Source organism: Stutzerimonas kunmingensis (assembly GCF_900114065.1).
In the GTDB taxonomy this organism is placed as follows: Bacteria; Pseudomonadota; Gammaproteobacteria; order Pseudomonadales; family Pseudomonadaceae; genus Stutzerimonas; species Stutzerimonas kunmingensis.
This window is the reverse complement of sequence record NZ_FORS01000001.1, coordinates 597,194-613,638: the sequence shown is the minus strand read 5'-3', so window position 1 is coordinate 613,638 and position 16,445 is coordinate 597,194. Positions and strand designations below refer to the sequence as shown.

Genomic DNA, 16,445 nt, shown 5'->3' with positions numbered 1-16,445 from the left:
GAGCTGGGCGTTTTTTTTTGGGGTGCGTTTTTATATGGCGGTGCGACAGTGTGTCGCGCGCTGGAAAGCCTGAAGGCTGGGCATTAGGGCTTATGTGACAGGCTATTACCTTGTCAGAAGAAGGCCTTTTCTTTACCATTTGGCGAATTTTTCGCGGCCCAATTTTACGTGGTACATGCCTGCGTCAAGCAGGCCATAAGAAGCTGATGGGAGACGACTGAATGAGCAATGACGGCGTGAATGCAGGCCGGCGTCGCTTCCTTGTGGCCGCCACTTCGGTGGTGGGCGCTGCAGGAGCGGTGGGCGCTGCGGTCCCGTTTGTGGGATCGTGGTTCCCGAGTGCCAAGGCCAAGGCTGCCGGTGCGCCGGTAAGGGTAAATATCAGCAAGATCGAGCCGGGACAGCAGATGGTCGCCGAGTGGCGCGGTCAGCCGGTATTTATCGTGCGTCGGACCGACGAGGTCCTCGGAAATCTGGAGAAGGTTGCCGGCCAGGTAGCCGATCCTGAGTCCAAGGCTTCCGAGCAGCCTGCTTATGTCGATCCGAAGAACCGGTCGATCAAGCCCGAGTTGCTCGTGGTGGTCGGTCTGTGTACTCACCTCGGCTGTGCGCCGTCCTTCCGTCCTGAGGTGGCTGCGGCCGATCTCGGTGCTGATTGGCTTGGTGGGTATTTCTGTCCTTGCCATGGTTCCAAATACGATATGGCCGGTCGCGTCTATAAGTCGCAGCCAGCTCCCTTGAACCTGCCGGTGCCCCCGCACTCGTACGAGACCGATAATGTAATCATCATCGGTGTGGACCAGGAGAACGCCTGATGAGCAAGTTCATGGAATGGGTCGACGCCCGCTTTCCCGCGACCAAGATGTGGGAAGACCATCTTTCGAAGTACTACGCCCCCAAGAACTTCAACGTCCTGTATTTCTTCGGTTCGCTGGCCCTGCTCGTACTGGTCAATCAGATACTTACCGGTATCTGGCTGACCATGAGCTTCGAGCCTTCGGCTGAGGGCGCCTTCGCCTCCGTCGAATACATCATGCGCGACGTTGAGTATGGCTGGATCATCCGCTACCTGCACTCCACGGGCGCGTCCGCGTTCTTCGTGGTGGTCTATCTGCATATGTTCCGTGGGATCCTCTACGGCTCCTATCAGAAGCCGCGCGAGCTGGTGTGGATCTTCGGCATGATGATCTACCTGGCGCTCATGGCTGAGGCCTTCATGGGCTATCTGCTGCCTTGGGGGCAGATGTCCTACTGGGGTGCCCAGGTAATCATCTCGCTGTTTGGTGCCATTCCGGTCATCGGTGGTGACCTGACCCAGTGGATTCGCGGTGACTACCTCATCTCCGGCATCACGCTGAACCGCTTCTTCGCACTGCACGTGATCGCGCTGCCAATCGTCATTCTTGGCCTGGTCGTTCTGCACATCCTGGCGCTGCACGAGGTTGGCTCGAACAACCCGATGGGTGTCGATATCAAGAAGACCAAGGATGAGAATGGCGTGCCACTCGATGGCATCCCGTTTCACCCGTACTACACCGTGAAAGACATTGTCGGTGTCGTGGTGTTCCTGTTCGTCTTCTGTGCGGTCGTGTTCTTCTTCCCTGAGATGGGCGGCTATTTCCTCGAGAAGCCCAACTTTGAAGTGGCGAATGCGTTCAAGACGCCGGAGCACATTGCTCCAGTCTGGTACTTCACGCCTTACTACGCGATTCTGCGTGCGGTGCCTGACAAGCTGCTTGGTGTTATCGCCATGGGTGCGGCTATCGCAGTGCTCTTCGTGTTGCCCTGGCTGGACCGGAGCCCGGTCAAGTCCATGCGGTACAAAGGCTGGATGAGCAAGATCGCACTGATCGCGTTCTGCATCTCCTTCATCATTCTCGGTGTGCTGGGCGTACTGGCGCCAACACCTGAGCGTACTCTGGTGTCGCGGATCTGTACTGCTATCTACTTCGGATACTTCATCCTGATGCCGTTCTACACCAAGCTCGAGAAGACCAAAGTGGTTCCGCAAAGGGTGGATGGCTGATGAAAAAGCAATTTGCTGCATTGATTCTTGCAATTCTGCCGGCCTTTTCCTTCGCGGCAGGCCCGGCCGTTCATCTGGACAAGGTCGATATTGACCTGACTGACAAAGCGGCCATGCAGGACGGTCTGAAAACTTTCGCCAACTACTGCATGGGTTGCCATAGCGCGCAGTACCAGCGTTACGAGCGTGTTGCCACTGATCTCGGTATTTCCGAAGAGGTCATGATGGACAACGTCGTCTTTGCTGATGCCAAGTTTGGCGATCACATGAAGATCGGCATGAAGGCTGATGACGCCAAAGTCTGGTTCGGTGCTGCTCCGCCGGACCTGACCCTGGTTGCTCGCGTTCGCGGCAACGACTGGCTGTACACGTACATGCGCAGTTTCTACGAAGATCCGGCCCGCCCTTATGGCGTCAACAACACGGTCTTCCCGAACGTCGGTATGCCGCACGTGCTGGCTCCGCTTCAGGGGCGTCGCGTCGTGGGCTGCAAGCAGGTACAGCTGGTCGAAGACGGTCGCAAGCAGTTCGATCCTCTGACCGGCACGCCGATCACCGAGGAGGCATGCGATCAGATGGTCGTCGAGCCTGGTACCGGCACACTCTCCGAGGCCGAGTACGACGAGAAGATCAAGAACCTGGTGACCTTCCTTGCCTATTCGGCAAACCCGGTCAAGCTGGAGAGCCAGCGTATCGGTACCTATGTGTTGCTGTTCCTGGCGGTGTTCTTCGTGTTCGCTTACCTGCTCAAGCGTGAGTACTGGAAAGACGTTCACTAAGCTGCAAGCCGCAACTGCTGTACCCTGCGCGCGCCCTCTGGGCGCGCGTGTTTTTTCTGCTTCAAGATAAAAGAGTGAGGAAGGACCTATGGCTGCAACCAATCGGTTGGGCTGCTACTCCGATCCCGCCGACCACTATTCCCATCGCGTTCGTCTCGTGCTCGCAGAGAAAGGCGTCAGTGTGGACATACTTGACGTCGAGGCGGGGCAGTGTCCGGCCAAGCTGGCCGAGGTGAACCCGTATGCCAGTGTTCCGACGCTGGTGGATCGCGATCTGGCACTGTATGAGCCGGGTGTGATTCTGGAATATCTGGAAGAGCGTTACCCCCATCCCCCTTTATTGCCGGTCTATCCGGTTGCGCGGGCGAATACTCGCCTGCTGGTTCATCGCATTCAGCGAGATTGGTGTTCGCTGGCCGACCGTATCCTTGACCAGCGTACCGCTGAGCCGCAACGCGCGCAGGCGCGCAAAGAGCTTCGTGAAAGCTTGACCGGCGTGTCGCCGATATTCGCGGAAAAGCCGTACTTCATGAGTGACGAGATCAGTCTCGTCGACTGCTGCCTGTTGCCTATCCTCTGGCGTTTGCCCAGACTCGGTATCGAGTTGCCTCGAGCTGCCAAGCCGTTGCTTGACTATATGGAGCGCAGTTTCGCCCGCGAGGCCTTTCAGGCCAGTCTTTCCGCCGTCGAGCGCAACATGCGCTGAGAGAGGGTTCCCATGAATTCAAGTCGCCCCTATCTAGTCAGGGCGCTCTACGAGTGGATCGTGGACAATGATTGCACGCCGCACTTGCTGGTCAACGTCGATTATCCCGGCGTGCAGGTCCCTGCCGGGTTCGCCAGTGACGGGCAGATCGTGCTGAACGTGGCGCCAAGCGCCATACGCCACCTGCACATGGATAATGAGGCGATCAGCTTCGAGGGGCGTTTCGGTGGCGTTGCTCACTCGTTGAACGTACCGTCCGCTGCGGTGATGGCCATCTATGCCAGGGAAAATGGGCAGGGCATGGTGTTCGAGATCGAGCCGACGCCGCCGGATGACGATGCGCCAAGCGAGAGCGGTGGTGACGATGCGCCGCGGCCGGGCGGACGTCCGAGTTTGAAGGTGGTCAAGTAGACGAGCGCGGCGCCCGGGTCTATCGGGCGCCAAAGTCGGTCAGTCGATGTATTCGAACAGCTTTACGATACGCTGCACGCCACTGACGCTCTGCACGAGGTTGGTCGCGCGGTTGCCTTCCTGGCGTGTAACCAAGCCCAGCAGATAGACAATGCCGTTTTCGGTGATCACCTTGATCCGCGAGCCCGGAACGCTGTTATCTGCGAGCATCTGGGTCTTGATCTTGGTGGTCAGCCAAGAGTCGTTGCTGCGTGCCAGTGCAGAGGAAGGCTGCAGGATCTGCAGTTCATTGTGGACGCGCTTGACGCGCTGCACGCTGCCTGCAGCTCGTTCGGCCGTTTCCTTGAGTTCTGCGCGCGGAGTCTGTCCGGCCAGCAGCACGACGCCGTTGTAGCTCGCTACGACTATGTGTGAGCCCTGATCAAGGTCGGGATGGGCCTTGGCGATATTGACCGCAGCCTTTGTTTCGATCAGCGAGTCGTCGATCTTGCTGCCGATGGTGCGGGTGCCGCGGTTGTCGGCAATTGGATCGTCGCGGGTTGCGGTCAGTACCGAACTACAGCCGCTGACGGCCAGACACAGGCCTAGGGCGATAACAGGCAGGCGGGGCACGTTCATTCCTCACTTCCGAACAATTGGTTGTCGATCAGGTCGCACAAGCAGTGGATAGCCAGCAGGTGCACTTCCTGGATGCGGGCGGTTACCTTGGCTGGTACGCGGATTTCGACGTCTTCTGGCAGCAGCAGAGACGCCATGCCGCCGCCGTCCCGTCCAGTCAGTGCCACTACCAGCATCTCCCGGTCATGAGCTGCCTGGATGGCCTGGATCACGTTGGCGGAATTGCCGCTTGTAGAGATCGCTAGCAATACGTCGCCTGGCTGACCCAGGGCGCGGATCTGCTTGGAGAATACTTCGTTGTAGCTGTAATCGTTGGCGATCGAGGTGATCGTCGAGCTGTCTGTGGTCAGAGCGATGGCGGGAAGGCTCGGCCGCTCACGCTCAAACCGGTTGAGCAGTTCGGAGGAGAAATGCTGCGCGTCGCCGGCGGAGCCGCCGTTGCCACAGGTAAGAATCTTGCCTTCGCTAAGAAGGGCATTGACCATCGCCTGGCCGGCCTGCTCGATGCTCGGGGCCAGGACTTCCATGGCCTGCTGCTTGGTTTCGATGCTGGCCTGGAACAGTTGGCGGATTCGGGTTTGCATGTCCATTGTGTTCGACCTTAAAGGTTGCAAGCGCCACTGGCTATCGCTTCGGTATGCGCTTGCGGTTCGCTAGGGCTGGGCGGCATCGTGCAGCAGTCGCTGCGTAATGAATCGTTCAGCTATCAAATGCGTTGCGGATCCAGTTCAGATTCTCGGTCTGCCCGGCTGATGTGATCGCAACGACGTCGAAGCGACAAGGGCTCCGGGCCCATCGGCTTTCCTTCTGCAGGAAGAGCTGGGCAGCCTTGATCAGCTTCTGCTGCTTGCGCGCATCGATGCTTTCAAGGGCGCCACCCCAGGCGGCGTAGCGCCTGTAGCGGACCTCGACGAATACTACTGTATCGCCGTCGAGCATGACCAGATCAAGCTCGCCGCTGCGACAGGACCAGTTGCGCGTCAGCAGGCGCAGGCCCTGATCGCACAGGTGACGCAACGCGAGTGCTTCGGCAGAGCGTCCGCTGCTCTGGCTGTCGCTCATTACTGCATGTTGTCCAGGCGCTGGACCTCGCCGTCGCGGAACTCGGCCCATGGAAGCTGACGCTCGATGCGCTGCTGCGGGTTCAGGCTGAGCGTGCCGGAGAGGCCGTCGAGTTGAGTATCCGGAAGTGCCAGCAGTTGATTCAGCCGCGGCGCGAGAAGGTAGGCGTCCGCACCCATTGCGTACAGTCGACCCAAACTGCCGCCCGCCTGCGGCCATTTCTGCTCGACTTCCTGGCGCAATGGAAGTTGGTCGTTCAATAGCCAAGGGGTTTCTGCGAAACGAATGCCTTCGAGGTCGAGGTATTGGGTGCGATCGTGGCTGGCCGCATGCAGGTGAGAGGTGGCGTATACCGGAAGGTCGCCCGCATATTGGAAGATCAGGGTGGGTCGGACTTGCTGGGCCTGCTGCGGAGTGGCTGCCAGGAACAGGAAGTCGACGTCCTGCCGGCGAGTGGGCTGGTTGCTCGTCGAGGCGTCAGTGATGCTGCTGACCCGTCCGCCACGACTCTCGCTATTGCGCAGTTGCAGCAGATCGGCGATCTGGTTGGCGAGTTGCACGGGCTCGGCCAATGGCTCGGCTGCAACCAGTGTTCCGCCGGCTTCTTCCCAGCTCTGGCGGAAGGCATCCAGAATCCGCCCGCCCCAGTCTCCGCGAGGAGCCAGTGCGATGGCGCGGCGATGGCCGTCCGCCCATGCGCGGCGGGCGACCTCGCGGGCTTCGTCCTCGGCAGCCAGGCCGAACTGGAACAGCTGGGGCGGGGTGCTCTGGCCGGCGTCACTGTAGTTCAGGGCGAGTGTCGTGATCGGCAGCTGATCCCTCTCGGCCAGTTGGCGCACCAGATCCTTTTCCAGCGGGCCCACGACCAGCTGTACGCCGGCAGCCTGGGCCTGTCTGTAGAACTCGTCGATGGAGGTCATGCGGGTGCTGTCATAAAGCTCGATGCGCAGCGCCTGGCCGGATTGCTGCGCGTGCAGGTGTGCCGCAAGGAAGCCGTCACGCAGGGCGCGAGCGACGCTTGCCAGCTGGCCGTCCATGGGGAGCAGCAGTGCGATGTTGTTCAGGGGCTGATCGGCCAGCTCACGAAGTTTCTGTAGTGGCTCAGGGAGCTGTTCTGCGGCAGGGTGCTGGGGGTTTTGTGCAATCCAGTCGTCAATGGCGCGCTGTTGCTGGGCAACGGTGCCGGCGCGTTTCAGTGACAGCGCCAGCGACTGCCAGCCGGCGAGATCGTCATCTACCGCGCCTTGCAGTTGCTGCTCGGGAAGTGCGGATATGAGTTTCCAGATGGCTTCGTGGTTGGTTCTGGCTTGCTCGCCACTCAGGAGTGGAGCAGTGAAAACCCGTTCGCGCGCAGCAGCGAGGGGCTTGCCGGTCGCCTCCAGCGCTTCCGCCCGCGCCAGCTGGCTACGAACCTGCTGCGCCACTGGTAGCTCGCCCAGGCGTTCGAACGCAGGGTGCTGCAGAGCTTGCTCGGCTTGTTCAGGTTTGCCATCGGCTAGTGCGATTTCGGCCTGCAGTGTCAATGCGAAGATCTGCTGCGCTGGTTTCAGTGTATCCAGCTGAACCTTTTCCAGAATGCTGCGAGCCTGGGCATGGTTGCCCTGTTGGATGCTCTGGTCGGCGGCGGCCAGGCGCAGCTGCACGGCTTGTTCGGGGTCGCTTTGGTCGGCTTTCTCCAGCAGTTGCTGGGTGGAAGCCTGTGGTGTGCGAGGCAGTTCGCCCAATGTCGAAGAGGGAGAGCTGGCGCAAGCTGCGAGCATGATTGCGACGCACAGGAGTAGAAGGGGGCGTAAGCAAGCCATTGTTTGATCGTTCCTGAAAGCACTGGCGAGTGTTGGCGGATTGTACCCAAGCGCTGAAGTGGCGGCGATGTTGCGGCGGTGAATCGGGCTACAATGCGCATTTCCGTGACAGAGGTAAGCCCTTGTGACTGCCAGCGGTGGTGCGAATTCCGGAATGGGGACGCTTTATGTCGTCGCAACGCCGATCGGCAATCTGGAGGACATCAGTGCCCGAGCGCTGCGGGTGCTGCGAGAGGTGTCGCTGATAGCCGCGGAGGATACCCGTCACTCGTCTCGGTTGCTCGCGCACTTCGGTATTCAGACGCCGCTGGCAGCTTGCCACGAGCATAACGAGCGTGAAGAGGGGGGGCGATTCATCGGGCGGTTGCAAGGTGGAGAGGATGTCGCGCTGATCTCCGATGCGGGTACGCCGTTGATTTCCGATCCGGGATATCACCTGGTGCGCCAGGCGCGTGCTGCTGGGGTTGCAGTGGTGCCGGTGCCGGGTGCTTGTGCGCTGATCGCCGCACTGTCGGCGGCTGGGTTGCCCTCGGATCGATTCATCTTCGAAGGCTTTCTGCCTGCCAAGGCAGCTGCACGATGTGCACGGCTCGAAGCACTGAAAGAAGAGCCGCGTACGCTGATCTTCTACGAAGCTCCGCACCGCATACTGGAATCGCTTGGCGACTTTCGAGATGTGTTCGGTGGCGATCGAATTGCCGTGCTCGGCCGAGAGTTGACCAAGACGTTCGAAACGCTGAAAGGGCTGCCGCTGAGCGAGTTGCACGCGTGGGTCGAGGCCGACAGCAATCAGCAGCGCGGCGAGTGCGTGGTGCTTGTAGAGGGTTGGCATGCTCCGCTAGACGAGAGCGCGGTGAGCGCAGAGGCGCTCCGGGTGCTCGATCTGCTGTTGGCAGAAATGCCGCTCAAGCGGGCGGCCGCAATCGCAGCCGATATTACCGGTGTGCGCAAGAATCTGTTGTACCAGGCGGCGCTGGAACGCAAATAGGAGGTGGGCCTGGGCCTCGTGCCGCCTGGTGAGCTTGCAGGCAGAGCGTTGCGGCGATACTCTGGCGCCTGGAGAGTCGATCGGACAGTCGCTGTCTCTTTTTGTTCCGCAAAAAGGGAGGGAGGAAAGTCCGGGCTCCATAGGGCGAAGTGCCAGGTAACGCCTGGGAGGCGCGAGCCTACGGAAAGTGCCACAGAAAATAACCGCCTAAGCACTTCGGTGCCGGTAAGGGTGAAAAGGTGCGGTAAGAGCGCACCGCGCGGCTGGCAACAGTCCGTGGCTAGGTAAACCCCACTTGGAGCAAGACCAAATAGGGATCCATCGGCGTGGCCCGCGCTGGATCCGGGTAGGTTGCTAGAGGCAGTCAGCGATGGCTGTCGTAGAGGAATGGCTGTCCTCGACAGAACCCGGCTTACAGATCGACTCTCCTCCTTTCTTCCTTAGCAATACCCCATTTTTAATTCCGAAACATTCTTGCTCTTAACAAAGTACTTTAACTTTGTTGAGCAACTCGCTGTTGTCTCTGAAGATGCTTCCAGTCCTCTTCGCATTCTCCGCTCGAATTACCTCTCAACGTCGCTAAATTGCCGCTCCGTAAGGCTTTTTCCCGTCTGGCTCGCCTTGACGGTGGGGCGGCTGCGTTTCTATAGTGCGCACAAGTGGTAGGAAGTGGCAGAAAGTGGGTAAATATGGGCATGGATAGCTAATTCAGGGGAAGCGCAGCCGTGTTTCGCGGAGCTAACGCCATCAGTCTCGACGCCAAAGGCCGGCTAGCCATGCCCAGCCGGTACCGCGACGAGCTGAATTCCCGTGGCGATGGCCAGCTGATCATCACGATCGACGCCGTGGACCGTTGTTTGTGCATTTACCCCTTGCCCGAGTGGGAGCTGATCGAAGCCAAGCTCCGCGAATTGCCCTCCTTGCGTGAAGAGGCCCGTCGCCTGCAACGCCTGCTGATTGGTAATGCTGTCGATCTAGAGATGGATGGCAGTGGGCGCGTCGTGGTGCCACCGCGTCTTCGTGAGTACGCCCGGCTGGACAAGCGCGCGATGTTGGTAGGGCAACTGAACAAGTTTCAACTATGGAACGAGGACGACTGGAACGCGGTTTCTGACGCGGACCTGGCGGCCATCAAGCAACCCGGCGGTCTGCCGGAAGAACTACGTGACCTAATCCTGTGAACCAGATCAGCAGCTTGCGACATATCACCGTGTTGCTCGACGAAGCCGTCGCGGCGCTGAACGTGCGCCCGGACGGACGCTATCTGGATGGCACCTTTGGGCGGGGTGGTCACAGCCGGCTACTGCTTCAGCAGCTTGGGCCTGATGGCCTATTGCTAGGATTCGACAAGGATCCGTTAGCCATCGCTACGGGGCAAGCACTGGCGGCCGAGGACGGCCGCTTTGTCGTTGTGCAGAGAAGTTTTGCCGAACTTGGCGAAGAGGTGGCGCAGCGCGGCTGGAGCGGAACCGTCAGTGGCGTTTTGCTGGATCTGGGCGTTTCGTCACCGCAGCTGGACGACCCCGAGCGCGGCTTCAGTTTTCTTAACGACGGTCCTCTGGACATGCGCATGGATCCTAGCCGAGGCGTCAGTGCGGCCGATTGGATAGCGCACGCCGACGAAGATGAGATCGCCCGGGTGTTCAAGGATTATGGCGAAGAGCGCTTCGCCAAGCGCATGGCTCGTGCGGTGGTGCAGCGCCGCGAAGCGGCGCCTTTCGAACGTACCGCCGACCTCGCCAAGGTCCTGACTGAGGCCAACCCCGCTTGGGAGAAGGGCAAGAATCCGGCGACTCGTGCGTTTCAGGGACTGCGCATCTACATCAACAATGAGCTTGGCGACCTGGAGCATGGCCTTGATGCAGCCCTGGAGGCACTGGAAGTGGGCGGCCGGCTGGTGGTCATCAGCTTTCATTCGCTGGAAGACCGCATCGTCAAGCAGTTCATGCGCCGCCACGCCAAGGGCGAGGCGGACAAGCTGCCACGCGACCTGCCCATCATTCCGAAGGCATTCGAGCCGCGCCTCAAGCTGCTCGGCAAGCCGCAGTACGCTTCCGATGCCGAGGTCAAGGGCAACCCGCGTTCGCGCAGTGCGGTAATGCGCGTGGCGGAGAAGCTGCGGTGACCAAGGTAATGCGCTCCATGCCCAGCGGCAGCCTGTTGATGCTGGTGCTGTTCGTCAGTGTCCTGCTGTCGGCGATCGCAGTTGCCTACTCGGCGCATTGGAATCGTCAGTTGCTCAACGAGCTCTACGGTGAGCTTAGCGTGCGTGACAAGGCCCAGGCCGAGTGGGGGCGGTTGATCCTCGAGCAGAGCACCTGGACTGCGCACAGCCGCATCGAGACGCTGGCGACCGAGCAATTGCACATGCATATCCCCGAAGCGGCAGACGTCAGGCTGGTGAAGCCATGACCCTTCAAGGTGCGCTGTATCCGTGGCGGTTTCGTATCGTGCTCACGCTGCTGGCGCTGCTGGTCGGTGCGATTGTCTGGCGTATCGTCGATCTTCAGGTGATGGATCAGGGCTTCCTCAAGGGGCAGGGTGATGCGCGCAGCGTTCGGCATATCCCGATTCCTGCGCATCGTGGTCTGATCACCGATCGCAACGGTGAACCGCTCGCGGTGAGCACGCCGGTTACCACGTTGTGGGGCAATCCCAAAGAGCTGCAGGCAGCAAAGTCGAGTTGGCCGGACTTGGCCAAGGCGCTGGGTCAGGATGCTGCCACGCTGAGCGAGCGTCTCAGGTCGCAGGCGTCCCGCGAGTTCATCTATCTGGTGCGCGGACTTACCCCGGAGCAGGGGCAGGAAGTCCTCGACCTGAAGATCCCCGGCGTTTATGCGCAAGAAGAATTCCGTCGGTTCTATCCGGCTGGCGAAGTGGCTGCCCATGTGGTCGGCTTCACCGATATCGATGATCGTGGCCGTGAGGGCATGGAACTCGCGTATGACGAGTGGCTGGCTGGTGTGCCAGGCAAGCGTCAGGTTCTCAAGGATCGTCGCGGGCGGTTGATCAAGGACGTTCAGGTCGTAAAGAACGCCAAGGCCGGCAAGGCGATGGCATTGTCGATCGATCTGCGCCTGCAGTACCTCGCGCACAGCGAGCTGCGCAACGTCGTGCAGGAATACGGTGCCAAAGCCGCCAGCCTGGTGATGGTCGACGTCAAGACCGGCGAGATTCTCGCCATGGCCAACCAGCCTACCTATAACCCGAACAATCGACGCAATCTGCAGCCCGCGGCAATGCGCAATCGCGCCATGATCGACGTCTTCGAGCCCGGTTCCACCGTCAAACCTTTCAGCATCGCGGCGGCACTGGGTACCGGCAAATATCAGCCGGATTCGGTCGTCAATACCTTGCCCGGATGGATGCGTATCGGCCGCTACACGATTCGTGATGTCTCCCGTGGTGGCATGCTGACGCTGACCGGGATTCTGATGAAGTCGAGCAACGTCGGCATCAGCAAGATCGCCCTGGATATCGGCGCCGAGCCGGTATACGCGGTGATGCAACAGGCCGGTTTCGGCCAGGATACCGGACTGGGTTTCCCCGGCGAGCGCGTCGGCAATCTGCCCAATCATCGCAAGTGGCGAGACGCTGAGACGGCTTCGCTTGCCTACGGCTATGGCCTGTCGGTGACCGCCGTACAGTTGGCGCATGCGTATGCCGTGCTGGGTAACCAGGGCAGCAACGTGCCGCTCTCTCTGTTGCGTCTGGATCGCACCCAGGACGGCGTGCAGGTCATTGACAAAGAGATTTCCGGAATTGTTCTGCAGATGCTGCGCGCGGTGGTCGAGGAAGAAGGCGGTGGTGGTGCGCGCGCCAAGGTGCCGGGCTATCACGTCGGCGGCAAGAGCGGTACCGCGAAGAAGATTTCCGGCACCGGCGGCTACACCAAAGACGCCTATCGCTCGTTCTTCGCCGGGGTTGCGCCACTTTCCAATCCGCGCATCGCTGCGGTGATCGTCGTGGACGAGCCGAGCAAAGGACAGTACTACGGCGGACTGGTCGCGGCGCCGGTGTTCGGCAAGGTCATGGCGCGCGCCCTGCGGCTGATGAACGTCGCACCGGACAATCTGCCGCCGCCTGCCGAGCTGCAGACCGCCGAAACGGCAAAGGGCAAGGGAGGGCGTATCTGATGCCGATGCCATTGAATCACCTGCTGCCTCAGGCCGGCAGCGACGTGCTGATCCGTGAGCTGACACTCGACAGTCGCAAGGTTCGTGGCGGAGACCTGTTCCTCGCTGTACCGGGTCTGCAGTTCGATGGTCGCGATCACATACAGGATGCCGTCGCCCGTGGCGCGGCCGCGGTCGCTTATGAGGCAGAAGGCCTCGACCAGTCACTGACCGACAACGCAGTCATGGTTCCGGTGCTGCATCTGGCAGAACAGCTGTCGGCGATTGCCGGCCGCTTCTACGGCGAGCCCAGCCGCAGCCTGCGTGTGGTCGGTGTGACCGGAACCAACGGCAAGACCAGTGTCAGCCAGCTGATTGCCCAGGCGCTCGATCGGCTCGGCGAACCCTGCGGAATCATCGGCACGCTTGGCACCGGATTCCACGGACAGCTGGAACTGGGACGCCATACCACGCCAGACGCCATCGGCGTGCAGGCGACACTGGCGAACCTCAAACAAGAGGGTGCTCGCGCGGTAGCGATGGAAGTGTCCTCGCATGGTCTCGATCAGGGGCGCGTCGCGGCCCTGGATTTCGATGTCGCCGTGTTCACCAATCTGTCACGTGACCACCTCGATTACCACGGCAGCATGGATGCTTACGGTGCTGCCAAGGCGCGCCTGTTCGAGGTGCCCGGGCTGAGCTGTCGGGTAATCAACCTCGACGATGCCTTTGGCCGCGTGCTGGCCGGCGAGGAGCGCGAGTCGCGCCTGATCACTTACAGCCTGGAAGACCCTACGGCCTACCTGTTCTGCGCTGAAGCGCGTCTCGACGACGACGGCATTCATGCTCGGCTGATCACGCCGCAGGGCGAGCGCTCGTTGCGCAGTCCGCTGCTCGGGCGTTTCAACGTCAGCAATGTATTGGCCGCCGTCGGCGCCCTGCTTGGCATGGACTATCCGCTGGACGAAATCCTGGCCGTGCTGCCTGAACTGCAAGGCCCCGCCGGCCGCATGCAGCGGCTGGGTGGCGGCGACCATCCGCTGATCGTGGTCGACTACGCACACACCCCCGATGCGCTGGAGAAAGTCCTCACCGCGCTGCGTCCACACGCGCGCGGCAGGCTGCTTTGTCTGTTCGGTTGCGGCGGTGATCGTGATACCGGCAAGCGCCCGCTGATGGCTGAAGTCGCGGAGCGGCTGGCCGACGGCGTCGTGGTCACCGATGACAATCCGCGCAATGAGGCGCCAGGACAGATTCTCGAGGGTATCCGTTCGGGGTTCAGCAATCCTGCGGCGGTCACTTTCAGCCATGGCCGCGCGCAGGCAATAGCCAGTCTGATCGCGGCCGCGCGCGCGGAAGATGTGGTCGTGCTGGCCGGCAAAGGTCACGAGGACTATCAGGAAGTTCGCGGCGAACGCTTGCCGTTCTCCGATCTCGAGGAAGCCTGCAGGGCGCTGTCCGTCTGGGAGAAGGCCAATGCTTGAGTCGATGCGCCTGAGCGAATTGCAGCTACCGCTGTCTGGCCGCCTGGTCGGAGCGGATGCCAGCTTCACTGCCGTCAGCACAGACAGTCGGGCCATCGAACCTGGCCAGCTGTTCATCGCGCTGACCGGGCCACGCTTCGATGGTCATGCCTATCTGGCGGACGTCGCCGCCAAAGGCGCCGTTGCAGCACTGGTCGAGCGTGAAGTTGCAGATGCAGGCCTGCCGCAGCTGGTCGTTGCCGATACCCGGTTGGCGCTTGGGCAGCTCGGCGCGCTCAATCGCGCCGCATTCAACGGTCCGGTCGCAGCGATCACCGGCTCCAGCGGCAAGACCAGCGTGAAGGAAATGCTCGCCAGCATTCTACGCAGCGCCCATGGCCAGGACGCCGTACTGGCCACTCGCGGCAACCTCAACAATGACTTGGGTGCGCCACTGACGCTGTTGGAGTTGAGCACCAGTCATCGCAGCGCCGTCATCGAACTCGGCGCTTCGCGGCCCGGCGATATTGCCTACACCGTCGATCTGGTGCGCCCGGATGTCAGCGTAATTACCAATGCGGGCACCGCCCACGTCGGGGAGTTCGGTGGCCCGGACAGGATCGTCGAGGCCAAGGGCGAGATTCTCGATGGCCTGAACGCATCCGGCACCGCCGTGCTCAACCGTGACGACAAGGCCTATTCGATCTGGGCCGAGCGCGCTGCGGGCAAGCGCATCGTATCGTTCGGCCTGGACGACCCCCTCGTGGATTTCTCCGCCGGGTCGATCGCCTACGACCAGCGTGGCTGCCCGAATTTCGTGCTGACTGGCCCGCTGGGCAATCTTCGCACCCAGCTCAATCTGCTGGGCCGGCATAACGTGGCCAACGCCTTGGCGGCAGCCGCGGCAGCCTATGCGCTGGGTATCGAGGCCGAGGCCGTGGTGGCGGGGCTGGAAAGCCTGCAACCGGTCAAAGGCCGAGCCGTGGCGCAAATGCTGGCCAACGGCGTGCGCCTGATCGACGACAGCTACAACGCCAATCCGGCATCGATCTGCGCCGCCATCGACGTGCTGGCCAGCTTTGCCGGTAGCACCATCCTTGTGCTTGGCGATATGGGCGAGCTGGGCGAGTGGGCCGAGCAGGGCCATCGCGACGTCGGCGCCTATGCCGCTGGCAAGATCGACACGCTTTATGCCGTCGGGCCTCTGATGGCCCATGCAATTCAGGCATTCGGTCCAGGCGCTCGGCACTTCGCCGACCAGGCCAGCCTTATCGACAGCCTGCGAGCCGAACAGGGCAGCGGTACCACCATTCTGATCAAGGGCTCACGCAGCGCGGCGATGGACAAAGTCGTCGATGCGCTCGCTGGGCCATCCATGGAGAAACACTGATGCTGCTGCTGCTCGCCGAGTATCTGCAACAGTTCCACAAAGGCTTCGCGGTCTTTCAGTACCTGTCGCTGCGTGGAATTCTCGGCGTCCTCACCGCTCTGGTGCTGTCGCTGTGGATGGGCCCTTGGCTGATCCGTACGTTGCAGATGCGCCAGATTGGCCAGTCCGTGCGTACCGACGGTCCGCAGTCGCACCTGTCCAAATCCGGCACGCCGACCATGGGTGGTGCGCTGATCCTCAGCGCCATCAGCATCAGCACCTTGCTCTGGGCCGATCTGTCCAATCGCTACGTCTGGGTGGTGCTGGCGGTGACCTTGCTGTTCGGCGCGATCGGCTGGGTCGATGACTATCGCAAGGTGATCGAGAAGAACTCCCGCGGCTTGCCAAGCCGTTGGAAGTATTTCTGGCAATCGGTCTTTGGCCTCGGCGCCGCGGTCTTCCTTTATATGACTGCGCAGACACCGGTCGAAACCACGCTGATTCTGCCGCTGCTGAAGCACATCGAGATCCCACTCGGGATTGGTTTTGTCGTGTTGAGCTACTTCGTCATCGTCGGCTCGAGCAACGCGGTCAACCTGACCGACGGCCTCGACGGTCTGGCGATCATGCCAACGGTCATGGTCGGCGGCGGTCTGGGCATCTTCTGCTACCTCTCCGGTAACGTGAATTTTGCCGAGTACCTGCTCATTCCTTACGTGCCGGGTGCGGGCGAGCTGATCGTCTTCTGCGGCGCGCTGATCGGTGCCGGCCTCGGCTTTCTCTGGTTCAACACCTATCCGGCTCAGGTCTTCATGGGCGATGTCGGCGCGCTGGCGCTCGGCGCGGCGCTGGGCACCATCGCCGTGATCGTTCGCCAGGAAGTGGTGCTGTTCATCATGGGCGGCGTGTTCGTGATGGAAACCCTCTCGGTGATGATCCAGGTGGCGAGCTTCAAGCTGACTGGCAAGCGCGTGTTTCGCATGGCGCCGATCCATCACCATTTCGAACTCAAGGGCTGGCCCGAACCCCGGGTGATCGTGCGCTTCTGGATCATCACTGTGATCCTGGTGCTCGTCGGCCTTGCCACCCTGAAACTGAGGTAATCA

Annotated in this window: 17 protein-coding genes and 1 other RNA gene; 14 read left to right on the top strand and 4 right to left on the bottom strand. The window is 61.2% G+C overall.

All coding sequences use genetic code 11. The features are described 5' to 3' along the window. Window positions 1-221 precede the first annotated feature (221 nt). The 5 genes from petA to BM275_RS03055 all read left to right on the top strand — a co-directional run bounded on the left by petA (window position 222) and on the right by BM275_RS03055 (window position 3,922). On the top strand, window positions 222-815 hold the full coding sequence (gene petA, locus BM275_RS03075) for a ubiquinol-cytochrome c reductase iron-sulfur subunit (protein ID WP_014821354.1): 594 nt from the start codon (window positions 222-224) through the stop codon (window positions 813-815). Further along, window positions 815-2,026 carry a cytochrome b gene (locus BM275_RS03070; RefSeq protein ID WP_041014823.1) on the top strand — a complete coding sequence of 404 codons (1,212 nt, stop codon included), beginning with the start codon at window positions 815-817 and terminating at the stop codon, window positions 2,024-2,026. The genes petA and BM275_RS03070 overlap by 1 nt, the downstream gene beginning before the upstream one ends. Continuing rightward, entirely contained in the window at window positions 2,026-2,805 is a 780-nt protein-coding gene (locus BM275_RS03065; protein WP_090519235.1) for a cytochrome c1, read from the top strand. The genes BM275_RS03070 and BM275_RS03065 overlap by 1 nt, the downstream gene beginning before the upstream one ends. Window positions 2,806-2,893: 88 nt before the next feature. Continuing rightward, window positions 2,894-3,511 (top strand): glutathione S-transferase N-terminal domain-containing protein, encoded by a 618-nt coding sequence (locus BM275_RS03060; RefSeq protein ID WP_090519234.1) that lies wholly within the window; start codon window positions 2,894-2,896, stop codon window positions 3,509-3,511. A gap of 12 nt (window positions 3,512-3,523) precedes the next feature. Further along, complete coding sequence (locus tag BM275_RS03055) at window positions 3,524-3,922, top strand: ClpXP protease specificity-enhancing factor (protein ID WP_003302790.1); 399 nt, start codon at window positions 3,524-3,526, stop codon at window positions 3,920-3,922. A 39-nt stretch (window positions 3,923-3,961) separates the two neighbouring features. Here BM275_RS03055 and BM275_RS03050 read toward each other — a convergent pair whose 3' ends face one another. The 4 genes from BM275_RS03050 to BM275_RS03035 form a co-directional block, all read right to left on the bottom strand. After that, complete coding sequence (locus BM275_RS03050) at window positions 3,962-4,540, bottom strand: BON domain-containing protein (protein WP_014821351.1); 579 nt, start codon at window positions 4,538-4,540, stop codon at window positions 3,962-3,964. Next, window positions 4,537-5,130 (bottom strand): phosphoheptose isomerase, encoded by a 594-nt coding sequence (locus tag BM275_RS03045; protein ID WP_013981954.1) that lies wholly within the window; start codon window positions 5,128-5,130, stop codon window positions 4,537-4,539. The genes BM275_RS03050 and BM275_RS03045 overlap by 4 nt, the downstream gene beginning before the upstream one ends. A gap of 109 nt (window positions 5,131-5,239) precedes the next feature. Next, window positions 5,240-5,602, bottom strand: a complete 363-nt coding sequence (locus tag BM275_RS03040; protein ID WP_014821349.1) for a YraN family protein — start codon at window positions 5,600-5,602, stop codon at window positions 5,240-5,242. Beyond that, window positions 5,602-7,404, bottom strand: a complete 1,803-nt coding sequence (locus tag BM275_RS03035) for a penicillin-binding protein activator (RefSeq protein ID WP_090519233.1) — start codon at window positions 7,402-7,404, stop codon at window positions 5,602-5,604. Before BM275_RS03035 ends, BM275_RS03040 begins: the two co-directional genes overlap by 1 nt. A gap of 124 nt (window positions 7,405-7,528) precedes the next feature. On the opposite strand from BM275_RS03035, the gene rsmI reads away from it, so the two are divergent. The 9 genes from rsmI (at window position 7,529) to mraY (ending at window position 16,442) form a co-directional block, all read left to right on the top strand. Beyond that, window positions 7,529-8,392, top strand: coding sequence for a 16S rRNA (cytidine(1402)-2'-O)-methyltransferase (gene rsmI, locus BM275_RS03030; protein ID WP_041014820.1), 864 nt, complete (start codon window positions 7,529-7,531; stop codon window positions 8,390-8,392). Between the two features lie 72 nt (window positions 8,393-8,464). Then, window positions 8,465-8,823: RNase P RNA component class A (rnpB, locus tag BM275_RS03025), an RNA gene on the top strand. A gap of 294 nt (window positions 8,824-9,117) precedes the next feature. After that, window positions 9,118-9,573, top strand: a complete 456-nt coding sequence (gene mraZ, locus BM275_RS03020; protein WP_003302783.1) for a division/cell wall cluster transcriptional repressor MraZ — start codon at window positions 9,118-9,120, stop codon at window positions 9,571-9,573. Further along, complete coding sequence (rsmH, locus tag BM275_RS03015) at window positions 9,570-10,517, top strand: 16S rRNA (cytosine(1402)-N(4))-methyltransferase RsmH (protein ID WP_023444854.1); 948 nt, start codon at window positions 9,570-9,572, stop codon at window positions 10,515-10,517. The genes mraZ and rsmH overlap by 4 nt, the downstream gene beginning before the upstream one ends. Window positions 10,518-10,525: 8 nt before the next feature. Next, on the top strand, window positions 10,526-10,804 hold the full coding sequence (ftsL, locus tag BM275_RS03010) for a cell division protein FtsL (RefSeq protein WP_218857949.1): 279 nt from the start codon (window positions 10,526-10,528) through the stop codon (window positions 10,802-10,804). Further along, window positions 10,801-12,528 (top strand): peptidoglycan D,D-transpeptidase FtsI family protein, encoded by a 1,728-nt coding sequence (locus tag BM275_RS03005; protein WP_090519232.1) that lies wholly within the window; start codon window positions 10,801-10,803, stop codon window positions 12,526-12,528. Before ftsL ends, BM275_RS03005 begins: the two co-directional genes overlap by 4 nt. Then, on the top strand, window positions 12,528-13,991 hold the full coding sequence (locus tag BM275_RS03000) for a UDP-N-acetylmuramoyl-L-alanyl-D-glutamate--2,6-diaminopimelate ligase (RefSeq protein WP_090519231.1): 1,464 nt from the start codon (window positions 12,528-12,530) through the stop codon (window positions 13,989-13,991). Before BM275_RS03005 ends, BM275_RS03000 begins: the two co-directional genes overlap by 1 nt. Then, window positions 13,984-15,360 (top strand): UDP-N-acetylmuramoyl-tripeptide--D-alanyl-D-alanine ligase, encoded by a 1,377-nt coding sequence (locus BM275_RS02995; protein WP_090519230.1) that lies wholly within the window; start codon window positions 13,984-13,986, stop codon window positions 15,358-15,360. The genes BM275_RS03000 and BM275_RS02995 overlap by 8 nt, the downstream gene beginning before the upstream one ends. Continuing rightward, entirely contained in the window at window positions 15,360-16,442 is a 1,083-nt protein-coding gene (mraY, locus tag BM275_RS02990; RefSeq protein WP_023444292.1) for a phospho-N-acetylmuramoyl-pentapeptide-transferase, read from the top strand. Before BM275_RS02995 ends, mraY begins: the two co-directional genes overlap by 1 nt. Window positions 16,443-16,445 lie beyond the last annotated feature (3 nt).

Excerpts from the sequence above, each read along its gene's own strand:
- petA (WP_014821354.1), top strand. The coding sequence starts at position 222 with ATGAGCAATGACGGCGTGAATGCAGGCCGGCGTCGCTTCCTTGTGGCC.
- BM275_RS03070 (WP_041014823.1), top strand. The coding sequence starts at position 815 with ATGAGCAAGTTCATGGAATGGGTCGACGCCCGCTTTCCCGCGACCAAG.
- BM275_RS03065 (WP_090519235.1), top strand. The coding sequence starts at position 2,026 with ATGAAAAAGCAATTTGCTGCATTGATTCTTGCAATTCTGCCGGCCTTT.
- BM275_RS03060 (WP_090519234.1), top strand. The coding sequence starts at position 2,894 with ATGGCTGCAACCAATCGGTTGGGCTGCTACTCCGATCCCGCCGACCAC.
- BM275_RS03055 (WP_003302790.1), top strand. The coding sequence starts at position 3,524 with ATGAATTCAAGTCGCCCCTATCTAGTCAGGGCGCTCTACGAGTGGATC.
- BM275_RS03050 (WP_014821351.1), bottom strand. The coding sequence starts at position 4,540 with ATGAACGTGCCCCGCCTGCCTGTTATCGCCCTAGGCCTGTGTCTGGCC.
- BM275_RS03045 (WP_013981954.1), bottom strand. The coding sequence starts at position 5,130 with ATGGACATGCAAACCCGAATCCGCCAACTGTTCCAGGCCAGCATCGAA.
- BM275_RS03040 (WP_014821349.1), bottom strand. The coding sequence starts at position 5,602 with ATGAGCGACAGCCAGAGCAGCGGACGCTCTGCCGAAGCACTCGCGTTG.
- BM275_RS03035 (WP_090519233.1), bottom strand. The coding sequence starts at position 7,404 with ATGGCTTGCTTACGCCCCCTTCTACTCCTGTGCGTCGCAATCATGCTC.
- ftsL (WP_218857949.1), top strand. The coding sequence starts at position 10,526 with ATGCGCTCCATGCCCAGCGGCAGCCTGTTGATGCTGGTGCTGTTCGTC.
- BM275_RS03005 (WP_090519232.1), top strand. The coding sequence starts at position 10,801 with ATGACCCTTCAAGGTGCGCTGTATCCGTGGCGGTTTCGTATCGTGCTC.
- BM275_RS03000 (WP_090519231.1), top strand. The coding sequence starts at position 12,528 with ATGCCGATGCCATTGAATCACCTGCTGCCTCAGGCCGGCAGCGACGTG.
- BM275_RS02995 (WP_090519230.1), top strand. The coding sequence starts at position 13,984 with ATGCTTGAGTCGATGCGCCTGAGCGAATTGCAGCTACCGCTGTCTGGC.
- mraY (WP_023444292.1), top strand. The coding sequence starts at position 15,360 with ATGCTGCTGCTGCTCGCCGAGTATCTGCAACAGTTCCACAAAGGCTTC.